Consider the following 26,452-nt stretch of genomic DNA (forward strand, 5'->3'; position numbering starts at 1 on the left):
TCGCCTCAGTTACGGCGCGGTTACCACCACCGCGCGACCGGCGATTTCTTCATTTGCGGGGTTTCCACCATGCCACTCGTTTCCATGCGCCAGCTGCTCGATCACGCCGCTGAAAACCGCTACGGCATTCCGGCCTTCAACGTCAACAACCTCGAGCAGGTGCAGGCCGTGATGTCGGCCGCTGCCGAGGTTGGCGCGCCGGTCATTCTTCAGGCCAGCGCCGGCGCCCGCAAGTACGCCGGCGAGGCCTTCATCAAGCACCTGATCCAGGCGGCCGTCGAGGCCTATCCGCAGGTGCCGCTGGTGATGCACCAGGACCATGGCCAGAGTCCGGCGATCTGCCGCGGCGCGATCGACCTGGGCTTCGGCTCGGTGATGATGGACGGCTCGCTGCGCGAGGACGGCAAGACCCCGGCCTCGTTCGACTACAACGTCGACGTGACCCGCCAGGTGGTGCAGATGGCCCATGCGGTGGGTGTCACCGTCGAGGGCGAATTGGGCTGCCTGGGTTCGCTCGAAACGGGCGAGGCAGGCGAAGAGGACGGCATCGGCGCCGCCGGCAAGCTCAGCCACGCCGAGATGCTGACCGATCCGGAGGAGGCGGCCCGCTTCGTACAGGCCACGCAGCTCGACGCGCTGGCGATCGCCATCGGCACCAGCCACGGTGCCTACAAGTTCTCGCGCAAGCCCACCGGCGACATCCTGGCCATTTCGCGGGTCAAGGAGATCAACGCGCGCATTCCCAACACCCACCTGGTGATGCATGGCTCGTCGTCGGTGCCGCAGGACCTGCTGGCGATCATCAACCAGTATGGCGGCAAGATGAAGGAGACCTACGGCGTGCCGGTCGAGGAGATCCAGGAAGCGATCAAGTTCGGCGTGCGCAAGATCAACATCGACACCGACATCCGGTTGGCGATGACCGGCGCGGTGCGCAAGTTCCTGGCCGAGAACCCGGACAAGTTCGACGCCCGCGAATGGCTCAAGCCGGCGCGCGAGGCGGCCAAGGCCATCTGCAAGCAGCGCTACCTCGAGTTCGGCTGCGAAGGGCAGGCGCCGAAGATCAAGGCGGTGGCGCTGACCGACATGGCGGCCTCCTATGCGGCCGGCCGTCTGGCGCAGCAGGTGGTCTGACGACCGCTGCTGACCCTGACGGCGCGTGCCGTCCCGCCGCGGGGCCCCGCGGCGAGAGCCCACCTGGACCGGCGCAGCACCGTGGACCGGTCGTTACCACGACCCCCTACATCTAGGGGGTTTTGCGGCGACCCGCGCACGGAGCCCGTGGTGGCCTGCGGGGGGGACCCCCCTACAATTCCTGTTCGTTAACCGTTGTAACGCCATGAACCCAGCGCTGTTCGAAAGCTCACTGCACTCCCTTCCGCTGCTCGCGCGCGGCAAGGTTCGTGACAACTACGCCGTGGGCTCCGACCGCCTGCTGATGATCGCGTCGGACCGCCTTTCGGCGTTCGATGTCGTGATGGGCGAACCGATCCCCGGCAAGGGCGAGTTGCTGACCCGCATGGCGCTGTTCTGGTTCGCCCTGCTCGAACACGTGGTGCCCAACCACCTGACCGGCGAGGCCCCCGAGAGCGTGGTGGCGGCCGACGAAGTGGCCCAGGTCAAGGGTCGCGCGATGCTGGTCAAGCGACTGCAGCCGCTGCCGGTCGAGGCGGTGGTGCGGGGCTATCTGGCCGGTTCCGGCTGGAAGGAGTACCAGGCCAGCCAATCGGTTTGCGGCGAAAAGCTGCCGGCCGGGCTGAAGAATGCGTCCAAGCTGCCGCACCCGATCTTCACGCCGGCCACCAAGGCCGAGATGGGCGAGCACGACGAGAACATCTCCTTCGACCAGATGGCCGCCAAGATCGGCCCGGCCCTGGCCGAGAAGGTGCGCGACGTGTCGATCCGCCTGTACCAGGAGGCGGCCAGTTTCGCGCTGTCCAAGGGCATCATCATCGCCGACACCAAGTTCGAGTTCGGCCTCGATGCCGATGGCACGCTGACGCTGATGGACGAAGTGCTGACGCCCGATTCCTCGCGCTATTGGCCCGTCGAGAGCTGGCGCGAGGGCGGCAACCCGCCCAGCTATGACAAGCAATTCGTGCGCGACTGGCTGGAGCAGGCGCAAGTCAACGGGGCCCCTTGGAACAAGGCTGCGCCGGCACCCCGCCTGCCGCAGGACGTGATCGCCAGCACCGCGGCCAAATACCGCGAGGCGCTTGAGCGCCTCATGGGCTGACCCCCGGCCGACCATGGCGACGCGGCTGCTGGAGCGCCTGGGCCGGGCGATCGATGAGGCGAGCGACCCTTACCAGCGCGAGTGCCTGAATGCCGAGCGGGCCGCCGCCCTGGCGCGTCAAGGGCTGCTGGACGAGGCCCGCTTTGCGCTGGCCGGGCTGCGCACTCAGTCCCGCCGCTTCCGCCGGCCGCAACTGCGGGCCTGGGTGCATCTGGTCGACGGTCTGCTCGACCATTTCTCGGCGCTGGCTCCTGAGGCCCGCCACAAATTTGCCGACGCGCAGCGTGAAGCCGCCCTGGCCGAGGATCCTCGCCTGCAAGGGTTGGCCCGCGCCTGGATGGCCGCCAGCGAATTCAATGCGCGACACTTCGAGGCGATGGCCGACGCGTTGCGCGACGCGCTGAAGTGGGCGGCACCGGGCGATCATGGCACCCATGCCCGGGTGGCGCTGGTGCTGGCCTCGGCGGCTGATCTGGCGGGCCGCCCGGAGCGTGCGGCGGGCCATTACGGCGACGCCCACCGGCACGCGGTGGCCGAAGGTGACCTTGCGATGATCTCGGCCATGCTCTGCAACCGAGCGCAGCGGCAGGCGGAAAGCATCGTGTTCGATGAACTGCTGGGGCAGCCGCGCCGCGACGATGCCCAGCGCACTTTGATCGACAACGACTCGATCTTCAACCTGGACCGCGGCCTGGGCAACGAGGCCCTCGGCGCCATGGCACCGCTGATGCGGGCCGAGTTGTTCACCGCGCTCCAGCGCTGGGAGGAGGCGGCCGACCTGTACCGCAGCAATCTCAGCCGCGCCCAGCGCGAGGGCCTGGGCGGCGGGACGCCCCGCTACCTCGCCCAGCGAGCCTGGTGCCTGTGGCACCTGGGCAGCCGCCAACAAGCCCTGGCCGAAGCCGACGAGGCCGAGCGCCACCTCAAGCCGGCCTGCGATCCCGACGATCGCTTCGTCGCCCACCGCCGCCTGGCCGAATTGTTCGAAGGGTCCGCCGCGCCGGGGCGCGCCGCGCGGCACCGGCAGGCGGCTGCGCTGGCCTTGCAGGCGTTTCGCGCCCATCAGGCGCGGCTGCAAGCCGCGCTGGACACGGTCGATCTTCCGCTGACTGCGTGAGGATGACCGCCACCCTGCGTCCCGCCAGCGTTCAGAACAACACCATGCTGAGCTTGCGGCGGTACTGGTCCAGCACCGGGTCGGCCGGGGCCACGGCTGCCTTGCCGGTCAACTCCAGCGTGCCCTTGCCCGCCGTGGCCGCCGTCGCCTTGGGGGCGGGCTTGGTCATCAGTTCGAGGATGGCCACGTAGGTCTTGCGCGCGAGATCCTGGTGCCAGGCCTTGTCGCGCATCAGGATTTCCAGCAACTCGTCCATCGCGGCCGTCCACTCGCCGCCAGCGAACAGGCGCTGTGCCCACTCGAAGCGCGCGTCGAAATCGCGCCGGTTGGCCGCGATCGCCGCGGCCAGTTGCTCCGGCGCCCGGGCCCGGGGTGCCGCCTCGCAGGCCTGGAGCCACGACGCCACCGCGGCATAGCGCGGATCGGACAACACCTTGGCGGCCACCGGGTCGAACGCCGCCCGGGCCTGTGCGACCCGCTCGGGATCGTCCCGCCCCAGTTCCAGCAGCAGCTTCAGGTAGTCGAGGCGCGCGCTGTCGTTGGCCGGATCGATGGCCACGGCCTCCTGCAGTCGGGTCAGGGCCGCGCCCGGGTCGCCGCCGGCGGCCATCAAGGCCTCGGCCTGTTCGACCTCGGCATCGGCCTCGACCTGATCGGGCGTCGGCACGTGCTTGTCGAGAAACTCGCGGATCTGGGCTTCGGGAATCGCGCCGACGAAGCCGTCCACCGGCTGGCCCTGCGAGAACATCACGCAGAACGGGATCGAGCGCACGCCGAAAGCCTGGCTCAGCTGGCCCGCGATCTCGGGTTGCTCGTCGCTGTTGAGCTTGGCCAGGGCGAAACGGCCTTCGTAGGCCGTCTCGAGCTTTTCCAGCACCGGGCCGAGCGACTTGCACGGTCCGCACCAGGGTGCCCAGATGTCCAGCAACACCGGCTGGCGCATGGAGGCTGCGATCAGGTCGGCTTCGAAGTTTTGCAGGGTGATGTCAATCATGATGGAACTTCAACGTGAACCCCCGGTAACTGGGGGTGAAGCGGCGCGATACAAGCGCAGCCTAAAATCGGGCTTTTGTGACCGGAGCCAGCACCTTGAACAGCGCCTCGCCCGTGGTCGGCATCGTCATGGGCTCGTCCAGCGACTGGGACACCATGAAGGCCGCTGCGCAGATTCTCGCCGACTTCGGCGTGCCGCACGAAGCCCGGGTGGTCTCGGCGCACCGGATGCCTGACGACATGTTCGCCTACGCCGAAGCGGCGCTGGGCCGCGGCCTGCGCGCGATCATCGCCGGGGCCGGCGGCGCGGCCCATCTGCCGGGCATGCTCGCGGCCAAGACGGTGGTGCCGGTGCTGGGCGTGCCGGTGGCGAGCCGCCACCTGCAGGGTGTCGACTCGCTGCACTCGATCGTCCAGATGCCCAAGGGCATTCCGGTGGCCACCTTTGCGATCGGCCAGGCCGGGGCCGCCAATGCGGCCCTGTTCGCAGTGGCGATGCTGGCGGCGCAGGACCCGGCCTTGTCGGACCGCTTGCAGGCCTACCGCGTCCAGCAGACCGAAGCCGCCCGGGCGATGAGCCGGGACCTGTCATGACCCGATCGGTTGACCGCGACCCGGTGCTGCCGGGAGCGACGCTGGGGGTGATGGGGGGGGGCCAGCTGGGCCGCATGTTCGTGCATGCCGCGCAGAGCCTGGGCTATCGCACCGCGGTGCTGGACCCGGATCCGGCGAGTCCTGCCGGGCTGGTGTCGCACCACCACCTGTGCGCCGATTACCTCGACCCGGACGCGCTGCGTCGCCTGGCCGAGGTGGCCGACGCGATCACGACCGAATTCGAGAACGTGCCAGCGGACGCCCTGCGCACGCTGGCCCGACACCGGCCGGTGGCCCCGGCGGCCGATACCGTCTCGATCTGCCAGGATCGCGCCGACGAAAAGGCCCATTTCACCCGCGCGGGCGTGCCCTGCGCACCGTATGCGGTGATCCGCAGCGCGGCCGACCTGGACACGGTCGCCGACGAGCTGCTGCCGGGCGTGCTCAAGACCACACGCCTGGGTTATGACGGCAAGGGCCAGGTCCGCGTGGCGGACCGCGCCGAGCTGGTCGCCGGCTGGGCCGCGCTCGGGCAGGCGGATTGCGTGCTGGAAAAGCGCCTTGCGCTGCAACTGGAGCTGAGCGTGCTGCTGGCGCGCGGCGCCGATGGGGCGATGGTCCATTTCCCGGTGCAGCAGAACCTGCACCGCGACGGCATCCTGGCGGTGACCCAGGTGCCCGCGCCCCGGGTGTCCGGCGATCTGGCCGCACAGGCTGTGGCGCGCGCGCGAGCGATCGCGGCCGAGATGGACCATGTCGGCGTGCTGTGCGTCGAGTTCTTCGTCGTCGACGATGGCCAGGGCCGCCCGACGCTGGTGGCCAACGAGATGGCGCCGCGCCCGCACAACTCCGGCCACTACACGATCGACGCCTGCGACCTGTCCCAGTTCGATCTCCAGGTGCGCAGCCTGGCCGGACTGCCGCTGACCGCGCCGCGCCTGCATTCCGCGGCCGTGATGCTGAACCTGCTGGGCGATCTGTGGTGGCGCGACGGGAACGAAACGCCGCCGCCCTGGCCGGCGGTGCTGGCCCTGCCGGGTGCGCACCTGCATCTCTATGGCAAGGCCGAGGCCCGGCCCGGCCGCAAGATGGGCCACCTGACGCTGACCGGCGCCGACGCGGCGGCGGTGCGGGAGACGGCGCTGCGTGCCTGCGAACGGCTGGGTTTGCCGGCGTTCTGACGATGCCCTTGCTGAACGGAAACGATCCCGCGGCGGTGCGCGAGGCCGCTGCGGCGCTGGCGGCGGGCGACTTGGTGGCGTTTCCGACCGAGACCGTGTACGGCCTCGGTGCGCGGGCGGACGACGACGCGGCAGTGGCGAGGATCTTCGCCGCCAAAGGCAGGCCGTCCGATCATCCGCTCATCGTCCACGTGGCCGACGCCTCCGGCGCCATGGTCTTCGCGTCAGCCTGGCCCGAGCGGGCCCGTCGTCTGGCCGAAGCCTTCTGGCCCGGGCCCGTGACCCTCATCGTGCCGCGCGCGCCGGGCCGGGCGGCGGCGGCGGCGGGCGGGCAGGATTCCATCGGCCTGCGCTGCCCGGCCCATCCGGTGGCCCATGCGCTGCTGGTCGAGGCCGCTCGCCTGGGGGTTGCCGGGGTGGCGGGGCCGAGCGCCAACCGCTTCGGCCGCGTCAGCCCGACCTGCGCGGCCCATGTGGCGCAGGAATTCGACGCCGCGCTGCGCATCCTGGATGGCGGCGATTGCCGGGTCGGGATCGAGTCGGCGATCGTCGACTGCCGCGGCGATCGAGCCGTGCTGCTGCGCCCGGGCACGGTGAGCTCGGCGCAGATCGAGGCCGCGCTGGGCGAGCCGCTGGGCACGCGCGACGCGTCCTCGCCAAGGGCTTCCGGCACACTGGCGTCGCACTACGCGCCGCGTGCCCGTGTCCGGCTGATGGACGCGCAGGCGCTGCGTGCGGCGCTGGATCTGCTGGGGCCGGCCACCGCCGGGGCGGCGCCGGCGGTGGCGGTATATTCCCGCACGTTGACGCCCGCCGATGCCGCGCTGCCGTTTCGTCGTCAACCGGCGGATCCGGCCGCGGCGGCGCGTGAACTGTTCGCGGCGCTGCGGTGGCTGGATGCCTCCGGTGCGGCGCTGATCTGGGTCGAGACCCCCCCGGCCGGCGCGGCCTGGGACGGTGTGCGAGACCGCCTGCAACGGGCATCGGCCGACTGACGCGTCGAACCGAGCCCGACGAATCCCGAACTGGACTGGAGTGAGCATGAATTTTTTCCCCCTGGCGCAACGCGGCCGGCGCGCGCTGGCGGCAGCCCTGCTGGGCGCCAGCCTGCTGACGGCCTGCGGCGGCGGCACCTCGCAGGTGAATGCCTTCCAGCCGGACCGTCTGTTGGCCTTCGGCGACGAGCTGAGTTACATGACCTCGGGCGGCCTGAAGTACACCGTCAATTCGCTCGGCACCGACAACACGGTGGACTGCACGCTGACGCCGATCTGGGTGCAGTTCCTGGCGTCGCACTACAACAAGGTCTTCAGCCAGTGCATCGGCACGGTGATCGGCGCCGATGCGTCGGCGCTGCAACTCGCCGCCGTGAATGCGCGGGTGGACGACGTGGCGACCCAGGTCAGCAACTACCTGTCGGGCGCGGGCTTTCAGTCGAATGACCTGGTGACCGTGGCGGTGGGCATGCACGACGTGCTGGACCAGTACGCGCTCTACGACGGCACCAACGAGGCCGATCTGGCGGCCGCCCTGACGATCAAGGGCCAATTGCTGGCGCAGCAGGTCAACACCATCGTCGGCACCGGCGCCAAGGTGCTGGTCAGCACCGTGCCCGACATGGGTCTGACGCCGTTCGCGATCAACGAGAAGAACAATGTGGGCGATGACCGGCCGGGCCTGCTGACGCGCCTGACCGACGACTTCAACAAGTCCATGCGGCTGGCGCTGATCAACGACGGCAGCAAGATCGGCCTGCTGCTGGCCGACGACCTGAGCCGGGCCATGGTGCGGGTCCCTGCCGCCTACGCGCTGACCGACGTGGTCACGCCGATCTGCACCACCGCACTGCCCAACTGCACCACGGCCACCGTCGAATCCGCCGCGTCGGGCAAGACGGCCGCTTACTTGTGGGCCGATGACCTGCACCCCGGGACCGCGTTCCAGCAGCAACTGGGCAACCAGGCCGTCAGCCGCGTCACGACCCTGCCGTTCTGATCGACCCGCCGCTCGGCGTCGGCGCGTTGTTTTTCGGGCGCCAGGGTTTGCCCTCCTCGTGGCGGCAGGAGGGGCCTCGTATCATTTTTTCAAGGAATCGAACGGTCGTTCGTTTTTTTGAAAACCACGAGGTGTCCATGAAGAATCTGCGATTGAGTTGGTTGGCGATGGCGGCAGCCGCGGCCTTGCTGGCGGCCTGCGGCGGCGGTGGCAATGGCGATCAGTCGTCCCGCGTCACGTACGACAAGCTGGTCTCGTTCGGCGACAGCCTGAGCGACGTGGGCACCTACGATGTGGGGATCGTGCAGGCGATGGGCGGCGGCAAGTACACCGTCAACGGCCCGACCGCGAAGAACTGGACCGAACTGCTGGCAGCGCAGGCGGGCGTGGCCGCGCCCTGCGCGGCGCAGACCGGCCTGAATGCCGTTGCGCAGCTGGGGGGGCCGGTGCCGGTGGTCGACCACAGCGGCTGTTATGGGTACGCCGAGGGCGGCGCCCGCGTGACCAACCCGATCGGGCCGGGCAACGCGGCCTTGCTGGCGATGGGCGACTCCTCGGGCGCGCTGGGTCAGTTGACCGACCCGGTGGTCAACCAGATCACCCGCCATCTCGCGGCGACCGGTGGCAGCTTTGCCGCGAACGACCTGGTGACCGTGCTGGCCGGCGCCAACGACCTGTTCATGCAATTGACCACCCTCAACGCCGTCGTGGCCGGCGGCGGCGACCCGAACGCGGCCGCGCAGGCGGCGGTGCAGGCCATGGGACAGGCCGGCGCGGAGATGGCCGGTTACGTTCAGCAGATGATCCTGGCCAAAGGCGCGCAGCACGTGGTGGTGGTCAACATCCCCGATGTCAGCCTGACGCCGTTTGCCGTCTCGCTCGGGGCGTCCAGCCAGGCGCTGATCAAGCTGATGACCTCGACCTACAACACCCAGCTCAGCACGGCGCTGGGAAGCACCTCCGGCGTGCTGCTGGTCGATGCCTTCACCGCCTTCGAACAGCAGATCGCGAACCCGGCGCAATACGGCGTGACCAATGCCAGCACGCCGGCCTGCGACCTGACCGGGGCGCTGGCCAGCCTGCCGACCTCGCTGGTCTGCACGACGCAGACCCTGATCCCTGGCGATGTGTCGCACTACTACTTCGCCGACACGGTTCACCCGACGCCTTATGGCTACAAGCTGCTCGCCCAGCTGGTGACCGATCAGATGCTGAAGAAGGGCTGGCTGTGAAGCCGTCGCGCCACGCAAAGGACATGCATTCCATGAAAAACTCCCGTACGCTTTCGATGCTCGCCGGTGCGCTGCTGGCGCTGCTGGCCGGCTCCGCCGCGGCCCAGTCGGCCGGCACCTGGTCGGCCAAGATCGGCATCAACCAGATCAGCCCGCAGGTCTCCAGCGGCGACCTGTCGGCGCCCAGCCTGGCCGGCACCCAGATCGACGTGAAGGCCGCCAGCTCGGTGATCGTGACCGGCACCTACATGCTGACCGACCATGCCTCGGTCGAGTTCTACGGCGGTGCGCCTTACAAGCACGACATCGAGGGTGCCGGCGCGATTGCCGGGGTCGGCAAGCTGGGCACGATCAAGCAGGTCTCGCCGACGCTGTTCGCGCAGTACCGTTTCATGGACTCGCAGGCGCCGTTCAGGCCGTACCTGGGCCTCGGCCTGACCTATGCCTACTTCTACGGCGCCGAGGGCTCGGGCACGCTGACCGCCCTGACCAACCCCGGCGGCAGCCCCACCACGATGAAGGTCGACTCGGCGTTCGGTCTGTCGCCGCAGGTGGGGGCGACGCTGCGCCTGAACCCGCACTGGTACCTGGATGCGTCGCTGATCAAGACCTTCCTCAAGACGACCACGACGCTGTCGACCGGCCAGAGCATCGACGCCAAGCTCGACCCGATCTCGTTCGGCCTCTCGCTGGGCTACCGCTACTGACCGTCGCATTCGCCGCGATCGCCGCGGCGGATGCGGGCGGCGAGAACCGCCCCCCGTCCCGCCGTCGCGCGGGCGGGGGACAGCCGCTTCAGCGCGCCGGCGCGTCGTGGATGGTCCACTGCACCAGCGCGTCCAGCGCGGGCCGTGCGGCCTCCGCACCGGGGGCGTTGATCACCGCGGCCAGCACGTAACGCCGGCCGCTGTCGGACAGCACGTAGCCGGCCACTGCCACCACGTCGCGCAGCGAGCCCGTTTTCAGGTGCGCCAGGCCGGGCGTCTCGCTGGCGTGGCGCAGCGTGCCGTCCAGGCCGCTGACCGGCAGCGAGCTCATCAGTTCGGCCATCACCGGCCCGGCCCACGCACGCTGCAGCAACTGCGCGATCAGCTCGACCGTCACGCGGGTCTGGCGCGACAGGCCCGAGCCGTTGTCGATCACCGCGGCCTTGGCGGCATCGCCGAAGCGCTCGGCCAGCCAGCGCCTCAGCGTCTCCCGTGCGTCGTCGTCGCGCACCGGTCCGCTCATCCCGTCCACCGCGGCGGGCAGGCTCAGAAAGAGCTGTTCCGCCATCACGTTGTTGCTGAACTTGTTGATGTCGCGCACCACCTCGGGCAGCGGCGGCGAAGCGGCCTCGAAGGCCAGGCGCGCCCCGTCGGGCACCGCACCGTCGCGGACCGTGCCTGCCAGGTGGCCGCCCAGTTCACGCCATAGCGCGGCGATCAGCCGGGCGTCGTAGTGGGCGGCGTCGGCGTAGGCCACCGGCCAGGTCTGGTCGCCGCAGCGGGCCGCGTAGCGGCCGCCGAAATTCAGCTGCGTCGGGTCATCGAGTCGGGCCTTCAGCGCGCTGCGCCAGTCGCCGCACGGGCCGTCGGCCAGGGGCACGCTGGTGTCGGCGTGCACGCCCGCCAGAGGCGGCTCCGCCGAGACGATGGCGCGGCCGCTGTCGGGATCGGGCGTGAAGCCCAGCGTCACCGACTTGAAGTTCAGCATCAAGGCGTCGGGCTGCACGTTGTACGGACGGGTCGGGTCGCCGTCGAACGCGGCCGGCGAGATGTCGGACGGGGCGAAGGCGCCGTGGTCGAGCAGGATGTCGCCGCGGATGTCGGTCACGCCGATCTGGCGCAACCGGCGCAGCAGCAGCCAGACCCGCTCGATCACCAGCGTCGGGTCGCCGGAGCCGCGGATCGCCACCGAGCCATCGAGCACGCCGTCGTGCAGGCGGCCGGTGAGGTAGACCGGCGTGCGCCAGCGCCAGGCCGGACCGAGCCGGTCGAGCGCGGCATAGGTGGTGAACAGCTTGAACACCGAAGCGGGATTGACGGGCTGCCGGTCATTCCAGACCAGCCGGTTGCGCGCCGAGCCGACGTCCTGCACCACGACGGCCAGCGCGCCCGGCGCGATGCCGGCCTGATGGAGCGCGGCACGCACCTCCGTCGGCAGCGGCCGGGCCTGCGCGAGCAGCGGCAGCAAGGCCACCGCGATCATGCTGAGGGAGCGGCGCCAGGCCGTCCCGTGCCGTCCGCCGCCGCTCGGAACACCCACCGCAGCCAGCCGGTTCCGGGCCGGTCCCCGCAAGGCGGGCCCGCGGCGGTCGATGGCGTGGGTACACGATGGCGTGGCGCGGTGGGATTCACGGGGCAGGGGCATGGCGGAAATGATCGCACGGCTACACTGCCGGCATGTCGTTCACTGCTCGCGAATCCCTGCCCGGCACCCCGTGGGCAGCCTGCGCCGGGGTGCTGCGCAACGCGGCAACGGCGGCCTTGCGGAGCGCGCCATGAGGCTGCTGGCGCTGGACACCGCCACCGAACAGATGGCGGTGGCGCTGGCCGACGACGAAGGCGATCACGCGGCGGATCCGCAGGCTGCGCTGAGCGTCAACGCCGAAGGCGGGGCCGCGGCGTCGGCGCACCTGCTGCCCATCGTGCTGGACCTTCTGTCCCGGCGCGGTCTGCGGCCGCCCGACCTGCAGGCCATCGCGTTCGGCCGTGGCCCGGGGGCGTTCACCGGCGTGCGCACCGCGGTCTCGGTGACCCAGGGTCTGGCGTTCGGCATCGGCTGCCCGGTGCTGTCGATCGACAGCCTGCTGATCGTCGCCGAGGACGCACGCCGCCAGGCCGCGCTGCCGGCGGGCTCGCCGTTCGAGGTCTGGGTCGCGATGGATGCCCGCATGGACGAGGTCTACGCCGCGTCCTACGCGCACGACGGCCAGCGCTGGCGCGGCGTCCAGGCGCCGGCGCTGCTGGACCTGGCCAGCCTGAACGCACGGTGGCAGGCCGCCCCCGCGGCCGAGGTGGCCGGCACCGCCCTCGCGGCCTTCGGCGATCGCCTGGCGCCGGGCGCGGCGCGGCGCTGGCCCCAGGTGGCCGACCGCGCCACGGCCTTGCTGCACCTGGCGCGGGCCGCCTGGCGCGCGGGCGAGGGCCTGCCCGCCGAACAAGCGATGCCGGTCTATCTGCGCGACAAGGTGGCGCTGACCACCGCCGAACGCGAGGCCTTGCGCCAGGACAAGGCGGGGACGGGCTCATGAGATCGCCCGCACGGCCACCCGAAGGGCTCCAGGCTGCACCGGCGACCGCGCCGTTTCGCGCCCCGACGGCGGCGACGCTGCGCCCGCTGGGGGTGGCCGACCTGGACGCCGTCACCGACATCGAGAACCGGGCCTACAGCCACCCGTGGACGCGCGGCAACTTCACCGACTCCCTGGCCTCGGGCTACCTCGCCCAGGGGCTGTGGCGCGGCGAGCCCGACCCGGCGCGCCGGTCGGCGCAGGCGGCAGCGCACTGCCTGGGCTATTACGTGGCGATGCCGGGGGTCGACGAGATGCATTTGCTCAACATCACCGTCCGGCCCGAAGAACAAGGGCGTGGGTGGGCGCGCCTGATGCTCGCTCACCTGGCGCAGGCCAGCCGCGCGGCCGGCGCCGGCCTGCTCTGGCTGGAGGTGCGGCAAAGCAATGACCGCGCGCGCCGCTTGTACGAGGACTGGGGTTTCCTGAGCGTGGGGGTGCGCAAGGCCTACTATCCGGCGGCGCAGGGACAGCGCGAGGACGCGATCGTGATGCGCCTGCGGCTGGCCACGGTGGCGGGCGCATGAGCGCGCCGGGCCGCTCTCCAGCGCGAATCCCGCAGCGCGTGGCGCGGAGGATAGACCGGTGAGCTGGACCGACCGCCAGCGCCGCATGTTGCAGGTGATGGGCCTGCGGGTCTGGGCCCCGCGGCCGGACCGCCCGGTGGCCGGCCCCGATGCGGCGCCCGCACCCGCCGAGCGGCCGTCCACCGTCACCGCGACCGCGACCGCGACCGCGCCGGTATCGCCGGTGCCCCGGCCGGTCGCGGTGCAGCCGCCGGTCGCGGTGGCGGATGCCGTCGCGTCGGCGCTCAAGCCTCTTTCAGCGCCTGGAGCGGCGGGGGGCCACGAAGCGGCCGTGGCCGCGATGGACTGGGCCACGCTGCGCGCCGCGGTCGACGCCTGCCAGGCCTGTGCGCTGGGGGCCAGCCGCCAGCATGCCGTGTTCGGTGTCGGGCACGAGCGGGCGCACTGGATGATCGTCGGCGAAGCGCCGGGCGAACAGGAGGACCGGCAGGGCGAGCCCTTTGTCGGTCCGGCCGGCCAGCTGCTGGACGCGATGCTGCGCGCGCTGGGCCTGTCACGCCAGCCCGGCGAAACGGCCGCGGCGGCGAGCCAGGTCTACATCGCCAACACGCTGAAATGCCGGCCGCCGCGCAATCGCAACCCGCTGCCCGAGGAACTGTCGCGGTGCGAGCCCTACCTGCAGCGCCAGATCGCGCTGGTGCAGCCGCGGATCATCCTGGCGATGGGCCGCTTCGCGATCCAGCAACTGCTGGGCAGCGACGAACCGGTCGGCCGGCTGCGCGGCCGGGTGCATCGCTACCAGGGCGTGCCGGTGGTGGTCACCTACCACCCGGCCTATCTGCTGCGGCAGCCGAGCGAGAAGGCCAAGGCCTGGAGCGACTTGCGGCTGGCCGCCGATGTCTACGAGCGCAGCCTGAACCCGCCGGCCCGCTGACGGATCAGGCCTTGGTCTTCGCCGGACGGGTCCAGCCGCCCAGGCTGACCTGCTTGGCGCGGGCCACGGTGAGTTGCCCCTCGGGCGTGTCCTTGGCGATCGTCGAGCCGCCGCCGATGGTGCCGCCGGCGCCCAGCGTGACCGGCGCGATCAGCACGCAGTTCGAGCCCACGTGCACGTCGGCGCCGATCACGGTGCGGTGCTTGTTGGCACCGTCGTAGTTGGCCGTGATGCTGCCGGCACCGAAGTTGACCCGCTCGCCCACCGTGGCGTCGCCCAGATAGGCCAGGTGGTTGGCCTTGGCGCCGTCGGCCAGCGTCGCGTTCTTCACCTCGACGAAGTTGCCGATGTGGACCTCGCGGCCCAGCACCGCGCCCGGCCGCAGCCGGGCGAACGGACCGACGACCGCGCCTTCGCCGACCTGAACGCCTTCGCGGTCGCCGTCGATGTGGCTGAACGGATGGATCACCGCACCGTCGGCGATCACCGCGTTGCGGATCACGCAGTTGGCGCCGATGCGCACGTTGGCGCCCAGCTGCACCCGGCCTTCGATCAGCACGTTGACGTCGATCTCGCAGTCGCTGCCAAAGATGAGTTGCCCGCGCACGTCCAGGCGCGCCGGATCGGCCAGGCGCAGGCCGGCCTCCATGAACTGGTCGGCCTGGCGCCGCTGCAGCCGGCGCTCCAGATCGGCCAGTTGCAGCGGGCTGTTGACGCCCAGCACCTCGGTCTCGTCGGCGACGCTGGCGGTGACCACCGGCACGCCTTCGGCCACCGCCATCGCGACGATGTCGGTCAGGTAGTACTCGCCCTGGGCGTTGTCATTCTTCAGCGCCGTCACCCAGCGCTTGAGCAGCGCGGTGGGCGCGGCCATCATGCCGGTGTAGACCTCGCGGATCCGGCGCTGCGCGTCGCTGGCGTCCTTGTGCTCGACGATCGCCTGCACGCGCTCGCCGTCGCGCACGATGCGGCCATAGCCGGTGGCGTCGGCCAGCGTCACCGTCAGCAGCGCCAGGCGCTCGCCGCCGCAGGCCTGGACCAGCGCGCGCGCGGTGGCCGGTGCGATCAAGGGCACATCGCCGTTCAGGATCAGGGTCGTGCCGCCATCGTCGCCCAGGGCCGGCACCGCCTGCTGCACCGCGTGGCCGGTGCCCAGTTGCGGCTGCTGGCGCACGCACTGCGCGCCGCTGCCGGCCACCGCCGCCTCGACCTGATCGGCACCGTGGCCGGAGATCACCAGCGTGCGCTGCGGGGCCAGCGCCATGGCGCTGTCGAGCACATGCTGCAGCAGCGGCCGGCCGGCGAGCCGGTGCAGCACCTTGGGCAGCGAGGAGCGCATGCGGGTCCCTTTGCCCGCAGCCATGATCACGATGTTCAGCGCCATGCGATGGTTCTCATCCCGGTCGCACCGGGGGTCCGGCGCGCAGCCCGCCATTATCGGCGCGAACGATCGCGCGCCGACCGATCAGGGCAGGCTCACGCTGACATCATGCGGCTCCGGCCGGGTGGCCGGGAACTCCTTCAGCGCGATGGCGAACATCGCGTTGATCACGGTCTTGCCCCCGGGCGAGGCGCCGTCGCTGTGGGCGTGGGCTTCGTAGAGCGGCTGGCCGCTGGCGCGGTCGCGGATCAGCACGGCCACTTCGCGGGCGTAGCTCGGGCTGCTCAGCTCGGCGTGCCAGCCCCAGGCCGGGCCGCCCCAGCGTGGCCAGTTCCAGTGCCCGTAGCCGCCATGCCACCACAGCGGATCGTCCCAGGGCGAACGGACCTGGGCCGAGATCCGCGCGCCGATCTGCACCATCACGTCCGGCGTGCCACCGGCGGCCACGGGGGCGAACCCGGCGGCCTGGAGGGCGGCCTGGGCCGCCTCTTCCAGCGGTTTCTGGTCGTTCATGTCGGCCTGCTGGGAGGGCAGGCGGTCGAACGCGAAGGTGCCGGGGGCGCGGCCGGCCGGCCAGGTGCCGTAGCTGCTGACCTCGCCGGTGAAGGTCTGGAACGCGGCGCAGCCGGCCAGCATGGCGGCCGCGCCCAGCGCCAGCCAGGCGTTCCGACGGGCGGACGGGGAGCGGAGTGTCGGGGTGTTCATCGCGTCACCTTTCAGGTCAGCGGCCCGGGGGCGGTCACTCCCAGGCCAGTCGAACAGGCTGCACCCCGTCGGCGGCAGCCGGCGGCGCACAGGGCTCGTCATCGTCGTCGAAGGCCTTGTCGCCCAGAGGGTCCGGGCGGCCGGTGGCCTTCAACGCGGTGAAGGGATACAGCGATCGATCCATCATGTGCGAGAGCGTGATCTTGCCCATCGCGCTGAACATGTTGTCAATCCGTCCAGGGTACTGCTTTTCCCAGTCGCGGATCATCTGCTTGGTCAACACCCGCTGCAGGTTCTGCTGGCTGCCGCACAGGCTGCAGGGAATGATCGGGAACTGCCGGTGGACGGCCCATTGCTCCAGATCGGTCTCGGCCACGTAGGCCAGCGGGCGGATCACCACGAATTCGCCGTTGTCGCTCACCAGCTTGGGCGGCATGCCCTTCATGCGGCTGCCGAAGAACATGTTCATCAGCAGGGTCACCACCATGTCGTCGCGGTGGTGACCCAGCGCGATCTTGGTGGCGCCGAGTTCGCGCGCCACCCGGTACAGGATGCCCCGGCGCAGCCGCGAGCACAGGCTGCACATGGTCTTGCCTTCGGGGATGTGGCTCTTGACGATCGAGTAGGTGTCCTGGGTCTCGATGTGGAAGTCGACGCCCAGGCCCTTGAGGTAGTTCGGCAGCACGTCGGCCGGAAAGCCGGGCTGCTTCTGGTCCAGGTTGACCGCGACGATGCTGAACTTGATCGGCGCGCGCTGGCGCAGGTTCAGCAGGATGTCGAGCATCGCGTAGCTGTCCTTGCCGCCGGACAGGCAGACCATGACTTTGTCGCCGTCCTCGATCATGTTGAAGTCGCCGATCGCCTGGCCGACCTGGCGGTGCAGGCGCTTGCTGAGCTTGTTGGCCTCGAACGCGGCCTTCTTCGCCTTGCGAGCGTCGTCGGCGGCGGCCTCCGGGGCGACGACCGCGGTCATCATGCCGCCTCCTTCAGGCCGAAGACCTCGACGCCCACGGCCTCGCAGTCCGGGTAGACGTCGGGCTTCTCGGTCGACACCCGGGCGGCGCGCACGTCGGGGTGCGCCAGCATCAGGGCCAGCACCTCGTCGCACAGCGTCTCCTGCAGGTGGATGTGGCCGCGCGACACCCGCTCGCTGATGCTGCGGCGCATGAAATCGTAGTCGAGCACCTCGTGGAGTTCATCCAGCCGCGGTGTCGAACGTGCGAGCGGCACGTAAAGATCCACGTTGATCAGCACCCGCTGCTCGCCCTTCTTCTCGAAGTCGTGCACGCCGATGTTGATCCAGACCTCGTAATTGCGCAGGAACAGGCGCCGGCAGTCGCGCAGGCCGGGATGGAGCAGGGAAGTGTTCATGGGGAGGTGCCTTGGCCGGCGGCCAGGAACAGCACGTCGCGCGGCTGCGCGCTCAGGTGCTGGCCGCCATCGACCAGCAAGGTGCTGCCGGTGATGGCGGGGGATTCGATCACGAAGCGCACCGCGCGCGCGACGTCTTCAGGGGTGGAGGAGCGGCCCAGCGGCGTCAGCCGCGCGGCGGCGGCGTGCTCGGCCTCGCTCATCGGCCCCGACGGCAGCGTGACGCCCGGGGCCACGCCGGCCACCCGCACCCGCGGCGCCAGCGCCTGCGCCTGCAGCACGGTGGCTTCGCGCAGCGCGGCCTTGCTCAGCGTGTACGAAAAATAGTCGGGGTTCGGGTTCCACAGCGTCTGGTCGAGCAGGTTCACGACGCAACCCTGTGCCGCCTCGTCCACCGCGGCGCGTGCCGCCACGTGGTCCGCCAGGGCCTGGGCCAGCGCGACCGGGGCGGCGGTGTTGGTGCGCCAGTGCGCATCCAACAGGGCCCGGTCGGCGTCCCGCGCGTGGTCGTAACGAAACAGCGACGCATTGTTGACCACCGCATCGACCCGGCCCAGGCGCGCCACCACCGCCGGCAGCAGCGCCCGGCACGCGGTGTCGTCGGCCAGATCGGCGACGAAGACCTCGGCCCGGGCGCCGATGGCGCGCGCCTCGGCGGCCGTCGCGTCGGCCGCGCTGCGCGAGCGGTGGCAGTGCACCGCGACGTCGAAGCCGTGGCCGGCCAGCTCCAGCGCGATGACGCGGCCGATGCGCTGCGCCGCGCCGGTGACCAGCGCCACGGGACGCACCGGCGCGGCGGGCGAATCGGGACAAGCGGAGGGAGACAACATGAAACCTACAATCGCGGCCCATGTCATTGAGCCCTGGCGAGAGTGTATCGGTGCCCCTGTCGGATGAAATCGCCGGGGCCATTGCGGCGGCCGGGGGCTGGCTGCCCTTCGACCGTTTCATGGCGTTGGCCTTGTACACGCCGGGCAGCGGCTATTACGCCAACCACAGCCGCAAGTTCGGCCTGATGCCCCAGAGCGGCAGCGACTTCGTCACCGCGCCGGAGCTGTCGACCTTGTTCGGTCGCGCGCTCGCGGTCCAGCTGGCCGAGGCGCTGCGGGTCAGCGGGACCGACGAAATCTTCGAATTCGGCGCCGGCTCGGGCGCGCTGGCCGAGCAGCTGATCACGGCGATCGACGCGGCCGGCCAGCCGCTGCGCCGCTACACCATCGTCGACCTGTCGGGCACCCTCAGGGCGCGTCAGGCGACCCGGCTGGCGCGGTTCGGCGAGCGGGTGCAGTGGCTGGACAGCTGGCCGGAGGCGATGCACGGCGTGGTGGTCGGCAACGAGGTGCTGGATGCGATGCCGGTGCAACTGCTGCACTGGGACGGCGAATGCTGGCTGGAGCGCGGCGTGGCGATGCACCCGCAGGCGCTGGCCCCGGCCCAGGCGGGCCGGCCCTTCGTCTACGAAGACCGGGACACCGCGCTGCACCCGCCGTTCCAGGGCCCCTTCCTGCCCGGCACGGTGACCGAGATCCACCGCCATGCCGAGGCCTTCATCACGACCCTGGCGGCACAGCTCAAGCGCGGCGTCGCGTTCTTCATCGACTATGGCTTCCCCGAGGCCGAGTACTACCACCACCAGCGCCAGGGCGGCACGCTGATGTGCCACCGCGCCCACCGCGCCGACCCCGACCCGCTGGCCGACGTCGGCGACAAGGACATCACCGCCCACGTCAACTTCACCGGCATTGCGCTGGCTGGCCAGAACGCCGGGCTGACGGTGATCGGCTACACCAGCCAGGGCCGCTTCCTGATCAACTGCGGCATCGCCGCGCTGCTCGAGGCCGCCGATCTGCGCGAGCGAGCGATGGCCCGCCGGCTGATCGACGAGCACGAGATGGGCGAGCTGTTCAAGGTCATCGGCCTGGCCACCGAGGGACTGGACTTCACGCCGCTGGGCTTTGCCCAGGGTGACCGGATGCACCGGTTGTAGGACGGCGCGGCGGCAACGCCTCAGTCCAGCGCCGCCGCGACCGCGTCGGTGCGGGCGATGCGGATCGCGGTGGCGATCTCCGGGCCCTTCGCGCCGCGGGCCTGGGCCTGGGCGGCCACGGCGGTGGCGTCGATGCCGGTCGCGCTGGCCAGGGCCTGCGCCAGCAGCGCGCGGCTGGGGTAGGGCTGCTGCTCGAACCCGAGGCGGCCGCGCGCGTCGGCCTCGCAGGCCAGCAAGGCCTCGTGGAAGCGTTGAGGCCGACGGAAGGCGTCGCAGCGCTCCAGCAGGCGCACCACGGCGGCGGCACCGTATGCATGGGCGCCATGGACGTGGCTGTGTTCGCGTGCCACCAGCGCGGCCAGCTCGGTGGCGTCGCCCGGGGCCTTCAGCCGCTGCGCCAGCGCGCGGGCCAGGTGTTCGCCGCGGCCTTCGTGGCCGATGTGGCGCGGCCATTGCTCGCGCGGGGTCGTGCCCTTGCCCAGGTCGTGGCACAGGCAGGCGAAGCGCGCCGCCAGCGGGGCGTCCAGCCGCGCTGCCTGATCGATCACCATCATCACGTGGACGCCGGTGTCGATCTCGGGGTGGTGCTCGGCGGGCTGCGGAACGCCCCACAGCCGGTCCAGCTCGGGCAGCAGGCGGGCCAGCGCGCCGCAGTCGCGCAGCACCTCGAACATCCGGCTCGGACGGGCTTCCATCAGGCCGCGCGCCAGCTCCTGCCAGACACGTTCGGCCACCAGCGCGTCGACTTCGCCTGCCGCCACCATGGCCCGCATCAGCGCCCGGGTCTCGGGGGCGACGCCGAAATCGGCAAAGCGCGCGGCGAAGCGGGCCAGGCGCAGGATGCGCACCGGGTCTTCCGCGAAGGCCGGGCTGACATGGCGCAGGGTCCTGGCGGCCAGGTCGCGCTGGCCGCCGTGCGGGTCGATCAGCCGGCCCTGCCCGTCGCGCGCCATCGCGTTGATCGTCAGGTCGCGGCGCACCAGGTCGTCCTCCAGCGTGACCTCGGGCGAGGCGTGGAAGCAAAAGCCGTGGTAGCCCGGCGCGGTCTTGCGCTCGGTGCGCGCGAGCGCGTATTCCTCGCCGCTGTCGGGGTGCAGGAAAACCGGGAAATCCTTACCCACCGGGCGGTAGCCGGCAGCGATCATGGCCTCGGCGGTGGCGCCGACGACCACCCAGTCGCGATCCTGCACCGGCAGGCCGAGCAGGGCGTCGCGCACTGCGCCGCCGACCTCGTAGACCTTCATCGGTGCAGGGCGCGCAGCGCGTCGAGCCGGGCGCATGCCTGCCCCGGGCTCAGGTACAGCGGGGCCACCGCCCGCACCGAGGCTGGCGTGATGCCCAGCGAAGCCAGGCCCGGCTGCCAGCCGCCGACGACATTGGGCAGCTTCATCGAGTCGAGGTTGTCGGGCGACATCAGCGGTTCGCCTGGCAGGCAGGCCATCAGCGCGGCCTGGGCGCGGCCCAGCGCCGGCGGCAAGGCCCAGACCGGCCGCGGGTGGCCGCTGAGCCGGCCGGCCAGGCGCACCAGATCGGCCAGCGTCATCACGTCGGGGCCGCCCAGTTCGTAGATCTGGCCGATGCTGTCGGGCCGGTGCAGGCAGGCCAGCAGCGCGCTGGCGACGTCCTCCACCCACACCGGCTGAAAGCGGGCCTCGGCGCCGGCCAGCGGCATCACCGGGGCCAGGCGCTGCAGCGCGGCGAACAGGTTCAGAAAGTGGTCCTGCGCACCGAAGATGACCGAGGGCCGCAGCAGCGTCAGCGCCAGGCCGGCGGCCTGCAGCACGGCCTCGCCGCGGGCCTTGCTGCGCAGGTAGCGCGACGGTGCATCGACCGCCGCGCCGAGCGCGCTGACATGCACCAGCCGCTGCACGCCGCGGCGCTGGCAGGCGGCGGCGAGCCGTCGCGGCAGTTCGACGTGGACCCGCTCGAAAGCCGCCTCGCTGCCGTGCAGGATGGCGACCAGGTTGACGACCGCGTCGCAGCCGTCCACCAGCCGATCCAGCGTCGCGTCGTCGTGCAGGTCGGCCTGGACCGGCTCGACCGTGGGCAGGTGCTGGATCGCGGCCGCGCGCGCCAGCCGCCGCGTCGGGACGACCAGGTGCACCGCCGTGTCGCGCTGGCGCGCGACTGCCTCGCAGAAGGCCCTGCCGACGAAACCGGTACCGCCGAGAACGAGCCAGTGGGGGTGCATGAGAAAGGGATGCTCAGGGGAGATCGTTGCCGGAGGGCGCCTCGCCCGAGGGGCGCGGCCCGATGCTGGCGCCCAGTCGCGCTTTCAGCGAGGCCGTCCTGCCGTCCAGCAGGCCTGCATAGTAGGTCGCGTTCGACAACACCTTCTTGATGTAATCCCGGGTTTCCGAGATCGGCACGTTCTCGATCCAGACCGCCGGCTCCAGCACCGGGCCGTCGCGCCAGCGCCGCGGCCGGTTCGGCCCGGCGTTGTAGGCGGCGGCGGCCAGCGCCTCGGAGCCGTCCAGGCTGTCGAGCACCAGCTTCAGGTAGGCGGTGCCCAGGCGCAGGTTGGTGCCCGGCTCGGCCAGCTGCTCGGGGCGGTAGTCGGTCAGGCCGATCTTCTTGGCCGTCCAGCGGGCGGTGGCGGGCATCACCTGCATCAGGCCGTAGGCCCCGACGCCGGAGCGCGATTCGTGGATGAAGCGCGACTCCTGGCGGATCAGGCCGTAGACGTAGGCCGGGTCGATCCTGGCCTGGCGTGCCGCGCCGAGCATCGCGTCCTTCATCGGCATCGGGTAGCGCTGCGCGAAATCGACCTCGCCGCGCGTGCGTTCGCTGGTGTTGATGCAGCGGTCCCAGACCGCGTGGTCGCAGGCCAGTTGGGCGGCCGCCAGCAGCGCGCGGTCGTCCATGCCGATCAGCGAGAAGTTCCATTCGCGCACGCCCTCGGAGCGCAGCCCCTGGTCCAGCGTCAGCAGCGCGCGCTGCAACCCGGGCTGCTTGAGCGCGGCCTCGCGTTCGGCGTCGGTGGGCGGCGCCGCGGGGCCGGGCAGGGCTTGGGGGGCACCCAGATCCTCGGCGGCGAGCTGGCCGTAGAAATTGAATTGCGTCGACAGCGCGCTCAGCATCTGGCGGGCCTGGTCGCGTTGTCGGGCGCCGGCCGCACCGGGGGCGGCCAGTCCCTGCAGCGCACGGGCCTGCCAGTATTGCCAGGTCGGCTGGGCGCGGGCGTCGTCGCTCATCGCGTCGATCGAGCGCAGCACCAGGGTCCAGCGCTCGGGTGCCGGCGCCAGACGCAGGCTGGCGCGGGCCAGCCAGCCCAGGGTGTCGTTGCTCCAGTCGGGATGCTCGGCGTCGCGCCGCTTCAATTCGCTCCAGGCGTTGCGGCTCCACTCCAGGGCTTCCGGGCGCAGCCCGAGCGCGGCCTGGCGCGCCACCATCGCCCAGGCCCAGCCGCCATGCGGGCCGACCAGGATCGCGCCCCAGCGGTCCTTCAACATGCGCGCGGCGGCGTCGGGATCCGACGCCGCCATCCGGGCCAGCGCCACCGAGCTCAGCTCGGCCCGGTTCTGGCCCAGCGCGCTGGCTCTGAGCGCCAGGTAGTGCGCCGGCTTGTCGAGGGCCTCGTTCAAGGCCTTGGGGACGCCGCCACCGAGGATGGCCGACACCTTGCGCGCCACCCCCAGGTGGTTGTGTTCGACCGCGACGCGGATCTTGCGCCAGATGTCTTCGCTGCTGAACTGCCGGGCGTCGTACATCGTCTGCGCCAGCAGCTGGCAGCCGTCGCCGATGTCGCGCTCGGCCATCCAGGCGCGGCGGGCGGCCTCGGCCACCGCTTCGCCGGCCTGGAAACGGGCCACCAGGTCGTAGCAGCTGACCTCGTGGTCGTCGTTCATCTTGAAGCGCGGCATCTGGCGCGCGAAGGTGGCCCAGTCGCGGCGCTTGCCCAGCTCGAGCAGCCAGTCGTTGCGCAGCCGGTCTTCGACGTAGGTGCCGGGCCAGCGCGCGAAGAAGGCGTCGACCTCGGCGGCGTTGGCCTCGGTGATGCGCGAACTCAGGTCCCAGTAGTCGACCCAGTAGGCCAGCGGCAGCTTGGCGTCGACGGCGGCGATGCGCAGCGCGGCCAGCTTCGCCTTGTCCTTGTGGACATAGGCGTCGCGGGCGTCGCGGATCAGGTCGCCGCCGTCCTGCGCGGACGCGGTCGGCGGCGCGAGAACGGCCAGCAGCGTCAGCACCGCCAGCAGCGGGTGCAGCAGGGCGCGCCAGCGCGGCGGCCGGCGAGGTGGCGCAGGGGGAATCAGGGCACGGAACATGATGCGGCGAATGTACCGCAGCACCCCCCGCTCCATCCGGGTCAACCCGGACTCACCGGGCGCTGCGGTAGGGCTCTTCGAAGGCCCGGAAATCCTGCTCCTTCAGCGCGTCGGCGACCCAATCGGCCACGCCCGGCGCGGCCCAGACCCGGTCCATGTAGCCGGCCACCTCGGGGGGCACCGGCAGCGCGTAGGTGCGCAGCCGCCCGACCACCGGCGCGAAGTACGCGTCCACGATGCCGAAGGCGCCGAACAGGAACGGGCCGCCGCTGGCCTGCAAGGCCTCGCGCCACATCGCGCACAGCCGCGCGAGGTCGGCCTGCACCGCCGGCTGTTCGCGCAGCACCCGCGCGCCGACCTCGGGCAGCGAGGCTTCGATGTTCTGCGGGCAGGCCGAGCGCAGCGCCGCGAAGCCGCTGTGCATCTCGGCGCACAGGCTGCGCGCGCGGGCGCGCTGCGCCGGATCTCGCGGCCACAGCGGCAGCCCGGGGTGGCGCTCGGCCACGGTCTCGGCGATGGCCAGCGTGTCCCACACCACCAGGTCGCCATCGACCAGCAGCGGCACCTTGCCGGTCGGCGAGAGCGCCGCCAGCTCGCGGCGGAACTGCGAGCCGGGTTCGAAGCTGTCGAAGCGGTGCATCACCTCGTCGAACGGCAGGCCGAAATGGCGCAGCAGCACCCAGGGCCGCATGGACCAGGACGAGTAGTTCTTGTTGCCGATGTGCAGTTGCATGGGGAGTCCTCGGGTGGGGCGGACCCGCGATGCTAGCGCCACCGGCCCACCAGCTGGGTTGGGCTCAAGCGGTCGGCGGCGCCTTCCTGGCGCGTGGCTTGGCGGATGGCTTGGCGGCCCTGGCACGCAAGGCCGAGGCCAGCGCCAGCCGCGCCCAGGGCAGCATCTGCGCCGGAGAATCCAGGGCTTCGGCTGGCGGGCTGAAGTAGTTCAGGCTGCCGTGGTCGCCCCGGGTGGTGGTGTAGACGAAGCGCTCGCCGCCCGCAGCTTCGAATTGGGCGCGGCTGGCGTCGTCCACCTTGAGGTAGAGCCGTTCGCCGGAGACGATGGCGATGAACAGCTCGTCAACGTAGAAACCGCGGGCACCGAACATGCGGTTGACCCGCACATGGCCCACGCAAGACAGCAATTCGCTGCACCAGGCGACGAAGTCATCGGCCATGGGGGACTCAAGCTCGTGGTTGGGAGCCCAGTGTAGTCAGGCGTTAGCGGCTGCCTGACAATGTGTCCATCCAGGCTCTGCCACTGCGCCGCACCATGACTCTGCCGTTCAAGATCAATCTCGAACCCTCGCACGACAAGGCGGTGCTGCGCAAGCAGCTGCAGGCCGAGCGCATGAGCCTGCTCGACCGCCACCAGCGCGCGGCGCACCTGCAGGAGGTGCTGCAGGTCTGGCTGATCAGCCGCCCCGAGAAGACGATCGGCGCCTATTGGCCGATCAAGGGTGAATTCGACGCGCTGCCTGCCCTGTACCGCTGGAGCGAGGCCGACGGCCAGCGCCGCATCGGCCTGCCGGTGATGAACCGCGAGACCAAGCAGCTGACCTTCCACGTCTGGTATCCGGGCTGCCCGATGGAGGAGGACGCCTACGGCATTCCCAAGCCCAAGGACACCGAGGCCTTTCATCCCGAACTGCTGCTGGTGCCCTGCGTCGGCTTCGGCCCGGGCGGAGTGCGGCTGGGTTATGGCGGCGGCTTCTATGACCGCACGCTGGCGGCGATCAGCCCGCGGCCGGCCACTGCGGGTCTGGCGTATTCGCATGCCTACCTGCCCTGGCTGGCGGCCGAGCCGCACGACATGCCGCTGGACGCGCTGCTGACCGAGGACGGCGTGTTCTGGCAACGCGGAGCCTGAGGGCCGGCCCTCAAGAAGGAGCGACGCGCGCTGAAATGAAAAAGGGGTGGCCGTGACCACCCCTTCCGGACCCTCGGCCTCTCGGGCCGAGGCGCGGGATCAGAAGCGCTTGCCGACACCCAGGCTCAGCAGCCAGGGGTTGACGCCGAACTCGCCGACCTTGTTGCCATTGGACCGGACGTCCACGCCGAGCTGCGCGTACTTGGCATCCACGTTCAAGAGCCAGCCACCGCCGATCGGGAAATCAGCACCCACCTGGGCGGCCAGGCCGAAGCTGTTGCGGCTCAGGTCCAGGCCCAGCGACGGAACCGTGTTCAGGTTGACGTCGGACACGCGGGTGTAGTTGACGCCCAAGCCGACGTAGGGACGTGCGACCGGCAGACCGGTGAAGTGGTACTGCGCCAGCAGCGTCGGCGGCAGGTGCTTGAAGGTGCCCAGCGAGGTCTTGGTGCCGTCCGCGGCGACCGCGTACAAGGTCTGTTCCTGCGGGTAGGTCAGGATCAGCTCGGCCGCGATGTTCGGCGTGAAGAAGTAGCTGATGTCCACTTCCGGGATCCACTTGTTGTTGATCGCCGCGTGGTCGAAGCCCAGCGATTGCATCGTGCCCAGCAACTGGCCGTTGTTGTGGTTGTCCGATTGGATGTCGGTGGCGCGCACGCGAACAATCCAGTTGCCGGTGTCCTGTGCGGCGGCGAGCTGGGGCATGGCGGCGGCGGCCAGAACCGCCAGTGCGATGAGGGACTTGCGCATGAAAACTCCTCTTTGGGTTGGATGAATACGGGATCAGATGCGA

27 protein-coding genes are annotated in these 26,452 nt (G+C 70.9%); 14 read left to right on the forward strand and 13 right to left on the reverse strand.

Annotated elements, in window-relative coordinates:
• Positions 1-69 precede the first annotated feature (69 nt).
• From fba to AC0N04_RS16305, 3 genes are all read left to right on the forward strand, one after another.
• Positions 70-1,134, forward strand: a complete 1,065-nt coding sequence (gene fba / locus AC0N04_RS16295; RefSeq protein ID WP_474283323.1) for a class II fructose-bisphosphate aldolase — start codon at positions 70-72, stop codon at positions 1,132-1,134.
• A 205-nt stretch (positions 1,135-1,339) separates the two neighbouring features.
• The gene (locus tag AC0N04_RS16300; RefSeq protein ID WP_474283324.1) at positions 1,340-2,236 is read left to right on the forward strand and encodes a phosphoribosylaminoimidazolesuccinocarboxamide synthase; all 897 of its coding nucleotides are present in this window, start codon (positions 1,340-1,342) and stop codon (positions 2,234-2,236) included.
• A gap of 13 nt (positions 2,237-2,249) precedes the next feature.
• Entirely contained in the window at positions 2,250-3,353 is a 1,104-nt protein-coding gene (locus AC0N04_RS16305) for a hypothetical protein (protein WP_474283325.1), read from the forward strand.
• A gap of 31 nt (positions 3,354-3,384) precedes the next feature.
• Here AC0N04_RS16305 and AC0N04_RS16310 read toward each other — a convergent pair whose 3' ends face one another.
• Positions 3,385-4,347, reverse strand: a complete 963-nt coding sequence (locus AC0N04_RS16310; RefSeq protein WP_474283326.1) for a tetratricopeptide repeat protein — start codon at positions 4,345-4,347, stop codon at positions 3,385-3,387.
• Between the two features lie 128 nt (positions 4,348-4,475).
• On the opposite strand from AC0N04_RS16310, the gene purE reads away from it, so the two are divergent.
• The 6 genes from purE to AC0N04_RS16340 all read left to right on the forward strand — a co-directional run bounded on the left by purE (position 4,476) and on the right by AC0N04_RS16340 (position 10,055).
• Positions 4,476-4,940: a 5-(carboxyamino)imidazole ribonucleotide mutase gene (gene purE, locus AC0N04_RS16315; protein ID WP_474283511.1), complete on the forward strand. Its 465-nt coding sequence runs from the start codon at positions 4,476-4,478 to the stop codon at positions 4,938-4,940.
• Positions 4,937-6,121, forward strand: coding sequence for a 5-(carboxyamino)imidazole ribonucleotide synthase (locus AC0N04_RS16320; protein ID WP_474283327.1), 1,185 nt, complete (start codon positions 4,937-4,939; stop codon positions 6,119-6,121). Before purE ends, AC0N04_RS16320 begins: the two co-directional genes overlap by 4 nt.
• Positions 6,122-6,123: 2 nt before the next feature.
• Entirely contained in the window at positions 6,124-7,116 is a 993-nt protein-coding gene (locus tag AC0N04_RS16325) for an L-threonylcarbamoyladenylate synthase (protein ID WP_474283328.1), read from the forward strand.
• Positions 7,117-7,162: 46 nt separating this feature from the next.
• Entirely contained in the window at positions 7,163-8,116 is a 954-nt protein-coding gene (locus AC0N04_RS16330) for an SGNH/GDSL hydrolase family protein (protein ID WP_474283329.1), read from the forward strand.
• Between the two features lie 137 nt (positions 8,117-8,253).
• Positions 8,254-9,348 carry an SGNH/GDSL hydrolase family protein gene (locus AC0N04_RS16335; protein ID WP_474283330.1) on the forward strand — a complete coding sequence of 365 codons (1,095 nt, stop codon included), beginning with the start codon at positions 8,254-8,256 and terminating at the stop codon, positions 9,346-9,348.
• Between the two features lie 32 nt (positions 9,349-9,380).
• A complete protein-coding gene (locus AC0N04_RS16340) occupies positions 9,381-10,055 on the forward strand; it encodes an OmpW/AlkL family protein (protein WP_474283331.1) in 675 nt (224 codons plus the stop codon).
• A gap of 88 nt (positions 10,056-10,143) precedes the next feature.
• On the opposite strand, the gene dacB is transcribed toward AC0N04_RS16340, so the two are convergent.
• The gene (gene dacB / locus AC0N04_RS16345; protein WP_474283332.1) at positions 10,144-11,700 is read right to left on the reverse strand and encodes a D-alanyl-D-alanine carboxypeptidase/D-alanyl-D-alanine endopeptidase; all 1,557 of its coding nucleotides are present in this window, start codon (positions 11,698-11,700) and stop codon (positions 10,144-10,146) included.
• 130 nt (positions 11,701-11,830) lie between these two features.
• Between dacB and tsaB the strand changes: the two genes are divergently transcribed.
• From tsaB to AC0N04_RS16360, 3 genes are read left to right on the forward strand one after another with little or no spacing between them, the layout of a single operon-like run.
• The gene (gene tsaB, locus AC0N04_RS16350) at positions 11,831-12,583 is read left to right on the forward strand and encodes a tRNA (adenosine(37)-N6)-threonylcarbamoyltransferase complex dimerization subunit type 1 TsaB (protein ID WP_474283333.1); all 753 of its coding nucleotides are present in this window, start codon (positions 11,831-11,833) and stop codon (positions 12,581-12,583) included.
• Positions 12,580-13,149, forward strand: coding sequence for a ribosomal protein S18-alanine N-acetyltransferase (gene rimI / locus AC0N04_RS16355; protein WP_474283334.1), 570 nt, complete (start codon positions 12,580-12,582; stop codon positions 13,147-13,149). The genes tsaB and rimI overlap by 4 nt, the downstream gene beginning before the upstream one ends.
• 58 nt (positions 13,150-13,207) lie before the next feature.
• A complete protein-coding gene (locus tag AC0N04_RS16360) occupies positions 13,208-14,083 on the forward strand; it encodes a uracil-DNA glycosylase (RefSeq protein ID WP_474283335.1) in 876 nt (291 codons plus the stop codon).
• Positions 14,084-14,087: 4 nt separating this feature from the next.
• Here the strand turns inward: AC0N04_RS16360 and glmU are convergent, their stop codons facing one another.
• The 5 genes from glmU to AC0N04_RS16385 form a co-directional block, all read right to left on the reverse strand.
• Positions 14,088-15,467 (reverse strand): bifunctional UDP-N-acetylglucosamine diphosphorylase/glucosamine-1-phosphate N-acetyltransferase GlmU, encoded by a 1,380-nt coding sequence (glmU, locus tag AC0N04_RS16365; RefSeq protein WP_474283336.1) that lies wholly within the window; start codon positions 15,465-15,467, stop codon positions 14,088-14,090.
• Positions 15,468-15,548: 81 nt separating this feature from the next.
• Complete coding sequence (locus AC0N04_RS16370; RefSeq protein WP_474283337.1) at positions 15,549-16,169, reverse strand: DUF4136 domain-containing protein; 621 nt, start codon at positions 16,167-16,169, stop codon at positions 15,549-15,551.
• 34 nt (positions 16,170-16,203) lie between these two features.
• Positions 16,204-17,142, reverse strand: coding sequence for a tRNA 2-thiocytidine(32) synthetase TtcA (gene ttcA, locus AC0N04_RS16375; RefSeq protein WP_474283338.1), 939 nt, complete (start codon positions 17,140-17,142; stop codon positions 16,204-16,206).
• The gene (locus AC0N04_RS16380) at positions 17,142-17,540 is read right to left on the reverse strand and encodes a dihydroneopterin aldolase (RefSeq protein WP_474283339.1); all 399 of its coding nucleotides are present in this window, start codon (positions 17,538-17,540) and stop codon (positions 17,142-17,144) included. The genes ttcA and AC0N04_RS16380 overlap by 1 nt, the downstream gene beginning before the upstream one ends.
• On the reverse strand, positions 17,537-18,370 hold the full coding sequence (locus AC0N04_RS16385) for an SDR family oxidoreductase (protein ID WP_474283340.1): 834 nt from the start codon (positions 18,368-18,370) through the stop codon (positions 17,537-17,539). The genes AC0N04_RS16380 and AC0N04_RS16385 overlap by 4 nt, the downstream gene beginning before the upstream one ends.
• A 20-nt stretch (positions 18,371-18,390) precedes the next feature.
• Here AC0N04_RS16385 and AC0N04_RS16390 point away from each other — a divergent pair, with 20 nt between their 5' ends.
• A complete protein-coding gene (locus tag AC0N04_RS16390; protein ID WP_474283341.1) occupies positions 18,391-19,527 on the forward strand; it encodes a class I SAM-dependent methyltransferase in 1,137 nt (378 codons plus the stop codon).
• Between the two features lie 20 nt (positions 19,528-19,547).
• On the opposite strand, the gene AC0N04_RS16395 is transcribed toward AC0N04_RS16390, so the two are convergent.
• The 5 genes from AC0N04_RS16395 to AC0N04_RS16415 all read right to left on the reverse strand — a co-directional run bounded on the left by AC0N04_RS16395 (position 19,548) and on the right by AC0N04_RS16415 (position 24,967).
• Positions 19,548-20,771: a multifunctional CCA addition/repair protein gene (locus AC0N04_RS16395; RefSeq protein ID WP_474283342.1), complete on the reverse strand. Its 1,224-nt coding sequence runs from the start codon at positions 20,769-20,771 to the stop codon at positions 19,548-19,550.
• On the reverse strand, positions 20,768-21,718 hold the full coding sequence (locus tag AC0N04_RS16400; protein ID WP_474283343.1) for a complex I NDUFA9 subunit family protein: 951 nt from the start codon (positions 21,716-21,718) through the stop codon (positions 20,768-20,770). The genes AC0N04_RS16395 and AC0N04_RS16400 overlap by 4 nt, the downstream gene beginning before the upstream one ends.
• 13 nt (positions 21,719-21,731) lie before the next feature.
• Positions 21,732-23,792: a lytic transglycosylase domain-containing protein gene (locus AC0N04_RS16405; RefSeq protein ID WP_474283344.1), complete on the reverse strand. Its 2,061-nt coding sequence runs from the start codon at positions 23,790-23,792 to the stop codon at positions 21,732-21,734.
• Positions 23,793-23,844: 52 nt separating this feature from the next.
• Positions 23,845-24,525 carry a glutathione S-transferase family protein gene (locus AC0N04_RS16410; protein ID WP_474283345.1) on the reverse strand — a complete coding sequence of 227 codons (681 nt, stop codon included), beginning with the start codon at positions 24,523-24,525 and terminating at the stop codon, positions 23,845-23,847.
• A gap of 64 nt (positions 24,526-24,589) precedes the next feature.
• Positions 24,590-24,967: a TfoX/Sxy family protein gene (locus tag AC0N04_RS16415; RefSeq protein WP_474283346.1), complete on the reverse strand. Its 378-nt coding sequence runs from the start codon at positions 24,965-24,967 to the stop codon at positions 24,590-24,592.
• Positions 24,968-25,062: 95 nt separating this feature from the next.
• On the opposite strand from AC0N04_RS16415, the gene AC0N04_RS16420 reads away from it, so the two are divergent.
• Complete coding sequence (locus AC0N04_RS16420) at positions 25,063-25,659, forward strand: 5-formyltetrahydrofolate cyclo-ligase (protein ID WP_474283347.1); 597 nt, start codon at positions 25,063-25,065, stop codon at positions 25,657-25,659.
• 99 nt (positions 25,660-25,758) lie between these two features.
• On the opposite strand, the gene AC0N04_RS16425 is transcribed toward AC0N04_RS16420, so the two are convergent.
• Complete coding sequence (locus AC0N04_RS16425; RefSeq protein ID WP_474283348.1) at positions 25,759-26,409, reverse strand: OmpW/AlkL family protein; 651 nt, start codon at positions 26,407-26,409, stop codon at positions 25,759-25,761.
• Between the last annotated feature and the right edge of the window lie 43 nt (positions 26,410-26,452).

This window comes from Ideonella sp. sgz306126 (genome assembly GCF_056032705.1).

Excerpts from the sequence above, each read along its gene's own strand:
- fba (WP_474283323.1), top strand. The coding sequence starts at position 70 with ATGCCACTCGTTTCCATGCGCCAGCTGCTCGATCACGCCGCTGAAAAC.
- AC0N04_RS16300 (WP_474283324.1), top strand. The coding sequence starts at position 1,340 with ATGAACCCAGCGCTGTTCGAAAGCTCACTGCACTCCCTTCCGCTGCTC.
- AC0N04_RS16305 (WP_474283325.1), top strand. The coding sequence starts at position 2,250 with ATGGCGACGCGGCTGCTGGAGCGCCTGGGCCGGGCGATCGATGAGGCG.
- AC0N04_RS16310 (WP_474283326.1), bottom strand. The coding sequence starts at position 4,347 with ATGATTGACATCACCCTGCAAAACTTCGAAGCCGACCTGATCGCAGCC.
- purE (WP_474283511.1), top strand. The coding sequence starts at position 4,476 with ATGGGCTCGTCCAGCGACTGGGACACCATGAAGGCCGCTGCGCAGATT.
- AC0N04_RS16320 (WP_474283327.1), top strand. The coding sequence starts at position 4,937 with ATGACCCGATCGGTTGACCGCGACCCGGTGCTGCCGGGAGCGACGCTG.
- AC0N04_RS16325 (WP_474283328.1), top strand. The coding sequence starts at position 6,124 with ATGCCCTTGCTGAACGGAAACGATCCCGCGGCGGTGCGCGAGGCCGCT.
- AC0N04_RS16330 (WP_474283329.1), top strand. The coding sequence starts at position 7,163 with ATGAATTTTTTCCCCCTGGCGCAACGCGGCCGGCGCGCGCTGGCGGCA.
- AC0N04_RS16335 (WP_474283330.1), top strand. The coding sequence starts at position 8,254 with ATGAAGAATCTGCGATTGAGTTGGTTGGCGATGGCGGCAGCCGCGGCC.
- AC0N04_RS16340 (WP_474283331.1), top strand. The coding sequence starts at position 9,381 with ATGAAAAACTCCCGTACGCTTTCGATGCTCGCCGGTGCGCTGCTGGCG.
- dacB (WP_474283332.1), bottom strand. The coding sequence starts at position 11,700 with ATGCCCCTGCCCCGTGAATCCCACCGCGCCACGCCATCGTGTACCCAC.
- tsaB (WP_474283333.1), top strand. The coding sequence starts at position 11,831 with ATGAGGCTGCTGGCGCTGGACACCGCCACCGAACAGATGGCGGTGGCG.
- rimI (WP_474283334.1), top strand. The coding sequence starts at position 12,580 with ATGAGATCGCCCGCACGGCCACCCGAAGGGCTCCAGGCTGCACCGGCG.
- glmU (WP_474283336.1), bottom strand. The coding sequence starts at position 15,467 with ATGGCGCTGAACATCGTGATCATGGCTGCGGGCAAAGGGACCCGCATG.
- AC0N04_RS16370 (WP_474283337.1), bottom strand. The coding sequence starts at position 16,169 with ATGAACACCCCGACACTCCGCTCCCCGTCCGCCCGTCGGAACGCCTGG.
- ttcA (WP_474283338.1), bottom strand. The coding sequence starts at position 17,142 with ATGACCGCGGTCGTCGCCCCGGAGGCCGCCGCCGACGACGCTCGCAAG.
- AC0N04_RS16380 (WP_474283339.1), bottom strand. The coding sequence starts at position 17,540 with ATGAACACTTCCCTGCTCCATCCCGGCCTGCGCGACTGCCGGCGCCTG.
- AC0N04_RS16385 (WP_474283340.1), bottom strand. The coding sequence starts at position 18,370 with ATGTTGTCTCCCTCCGCTTGTCCCGATTCGCCCGCCGCGCCGGTGCGT.
- AC0N04_RS16390 (WP_474283341.1), top strand. The coding sequence starts at position 18,391 with ATGTCATTGAGCCCTGGCGAGAGTGTATCGGTGCCCCTGTCGGATGAA.
- AC0N04_RS16395 (WP_474283342.1), bottom strand. The coding sequence starts at position 20,771 with ATGAAGGTCTACGAGGTCGGCGGCGCAGTGCGCGACGCCCTGCTCGGC.
- AC0N04_RS16400 (WP_474283343.1), bottom strand. The coding sequence starts at position 21,718 with ATGCACCCCCACTGGCTCGTTCTCGGCGGTACCGGTTTCGTCGGCAGG.
- AC0N04_RS16405 (WP_474283344.1), bottom strand. The coding sequence starts at position 23,792 with ATGTTCCGTGCCCTGATTCCCCCTGCGCCACCTCGCCGGCCGCCGCGC.
- AC0N04_RS16410 (WP_474283345.1), bottom strand. The coding sequence starts at position 24,525 with ATGCAACTGCACATCGGCAACAAGAACTACTCGTCCTGGTCCATGCGG.
- AC0N04_RS16415 (WP_474283346.1), bottom strand. The coding sequence starts at position 24,967 with ATGGCCGATGACTTCGTCGCCTGGTGCAGCGAATTGCTGTCTTGCGTG.
- AC0N04_RS16420 (WP_474283347.1), top strand. The coding sequence starts at position 25,063 with ATGACTCTGCCGTTCAAGATCAATCTCGAACCCTCGCACGACAAGGCG.
- AC0N04_RS16425 (WP_474283348.1), bottom strand. The coding sequence starts at position 26,409 with ATGCGCAAGTCCCTCATCGCACTGGCGGTTCTGGCCGCCGCCGCCATG.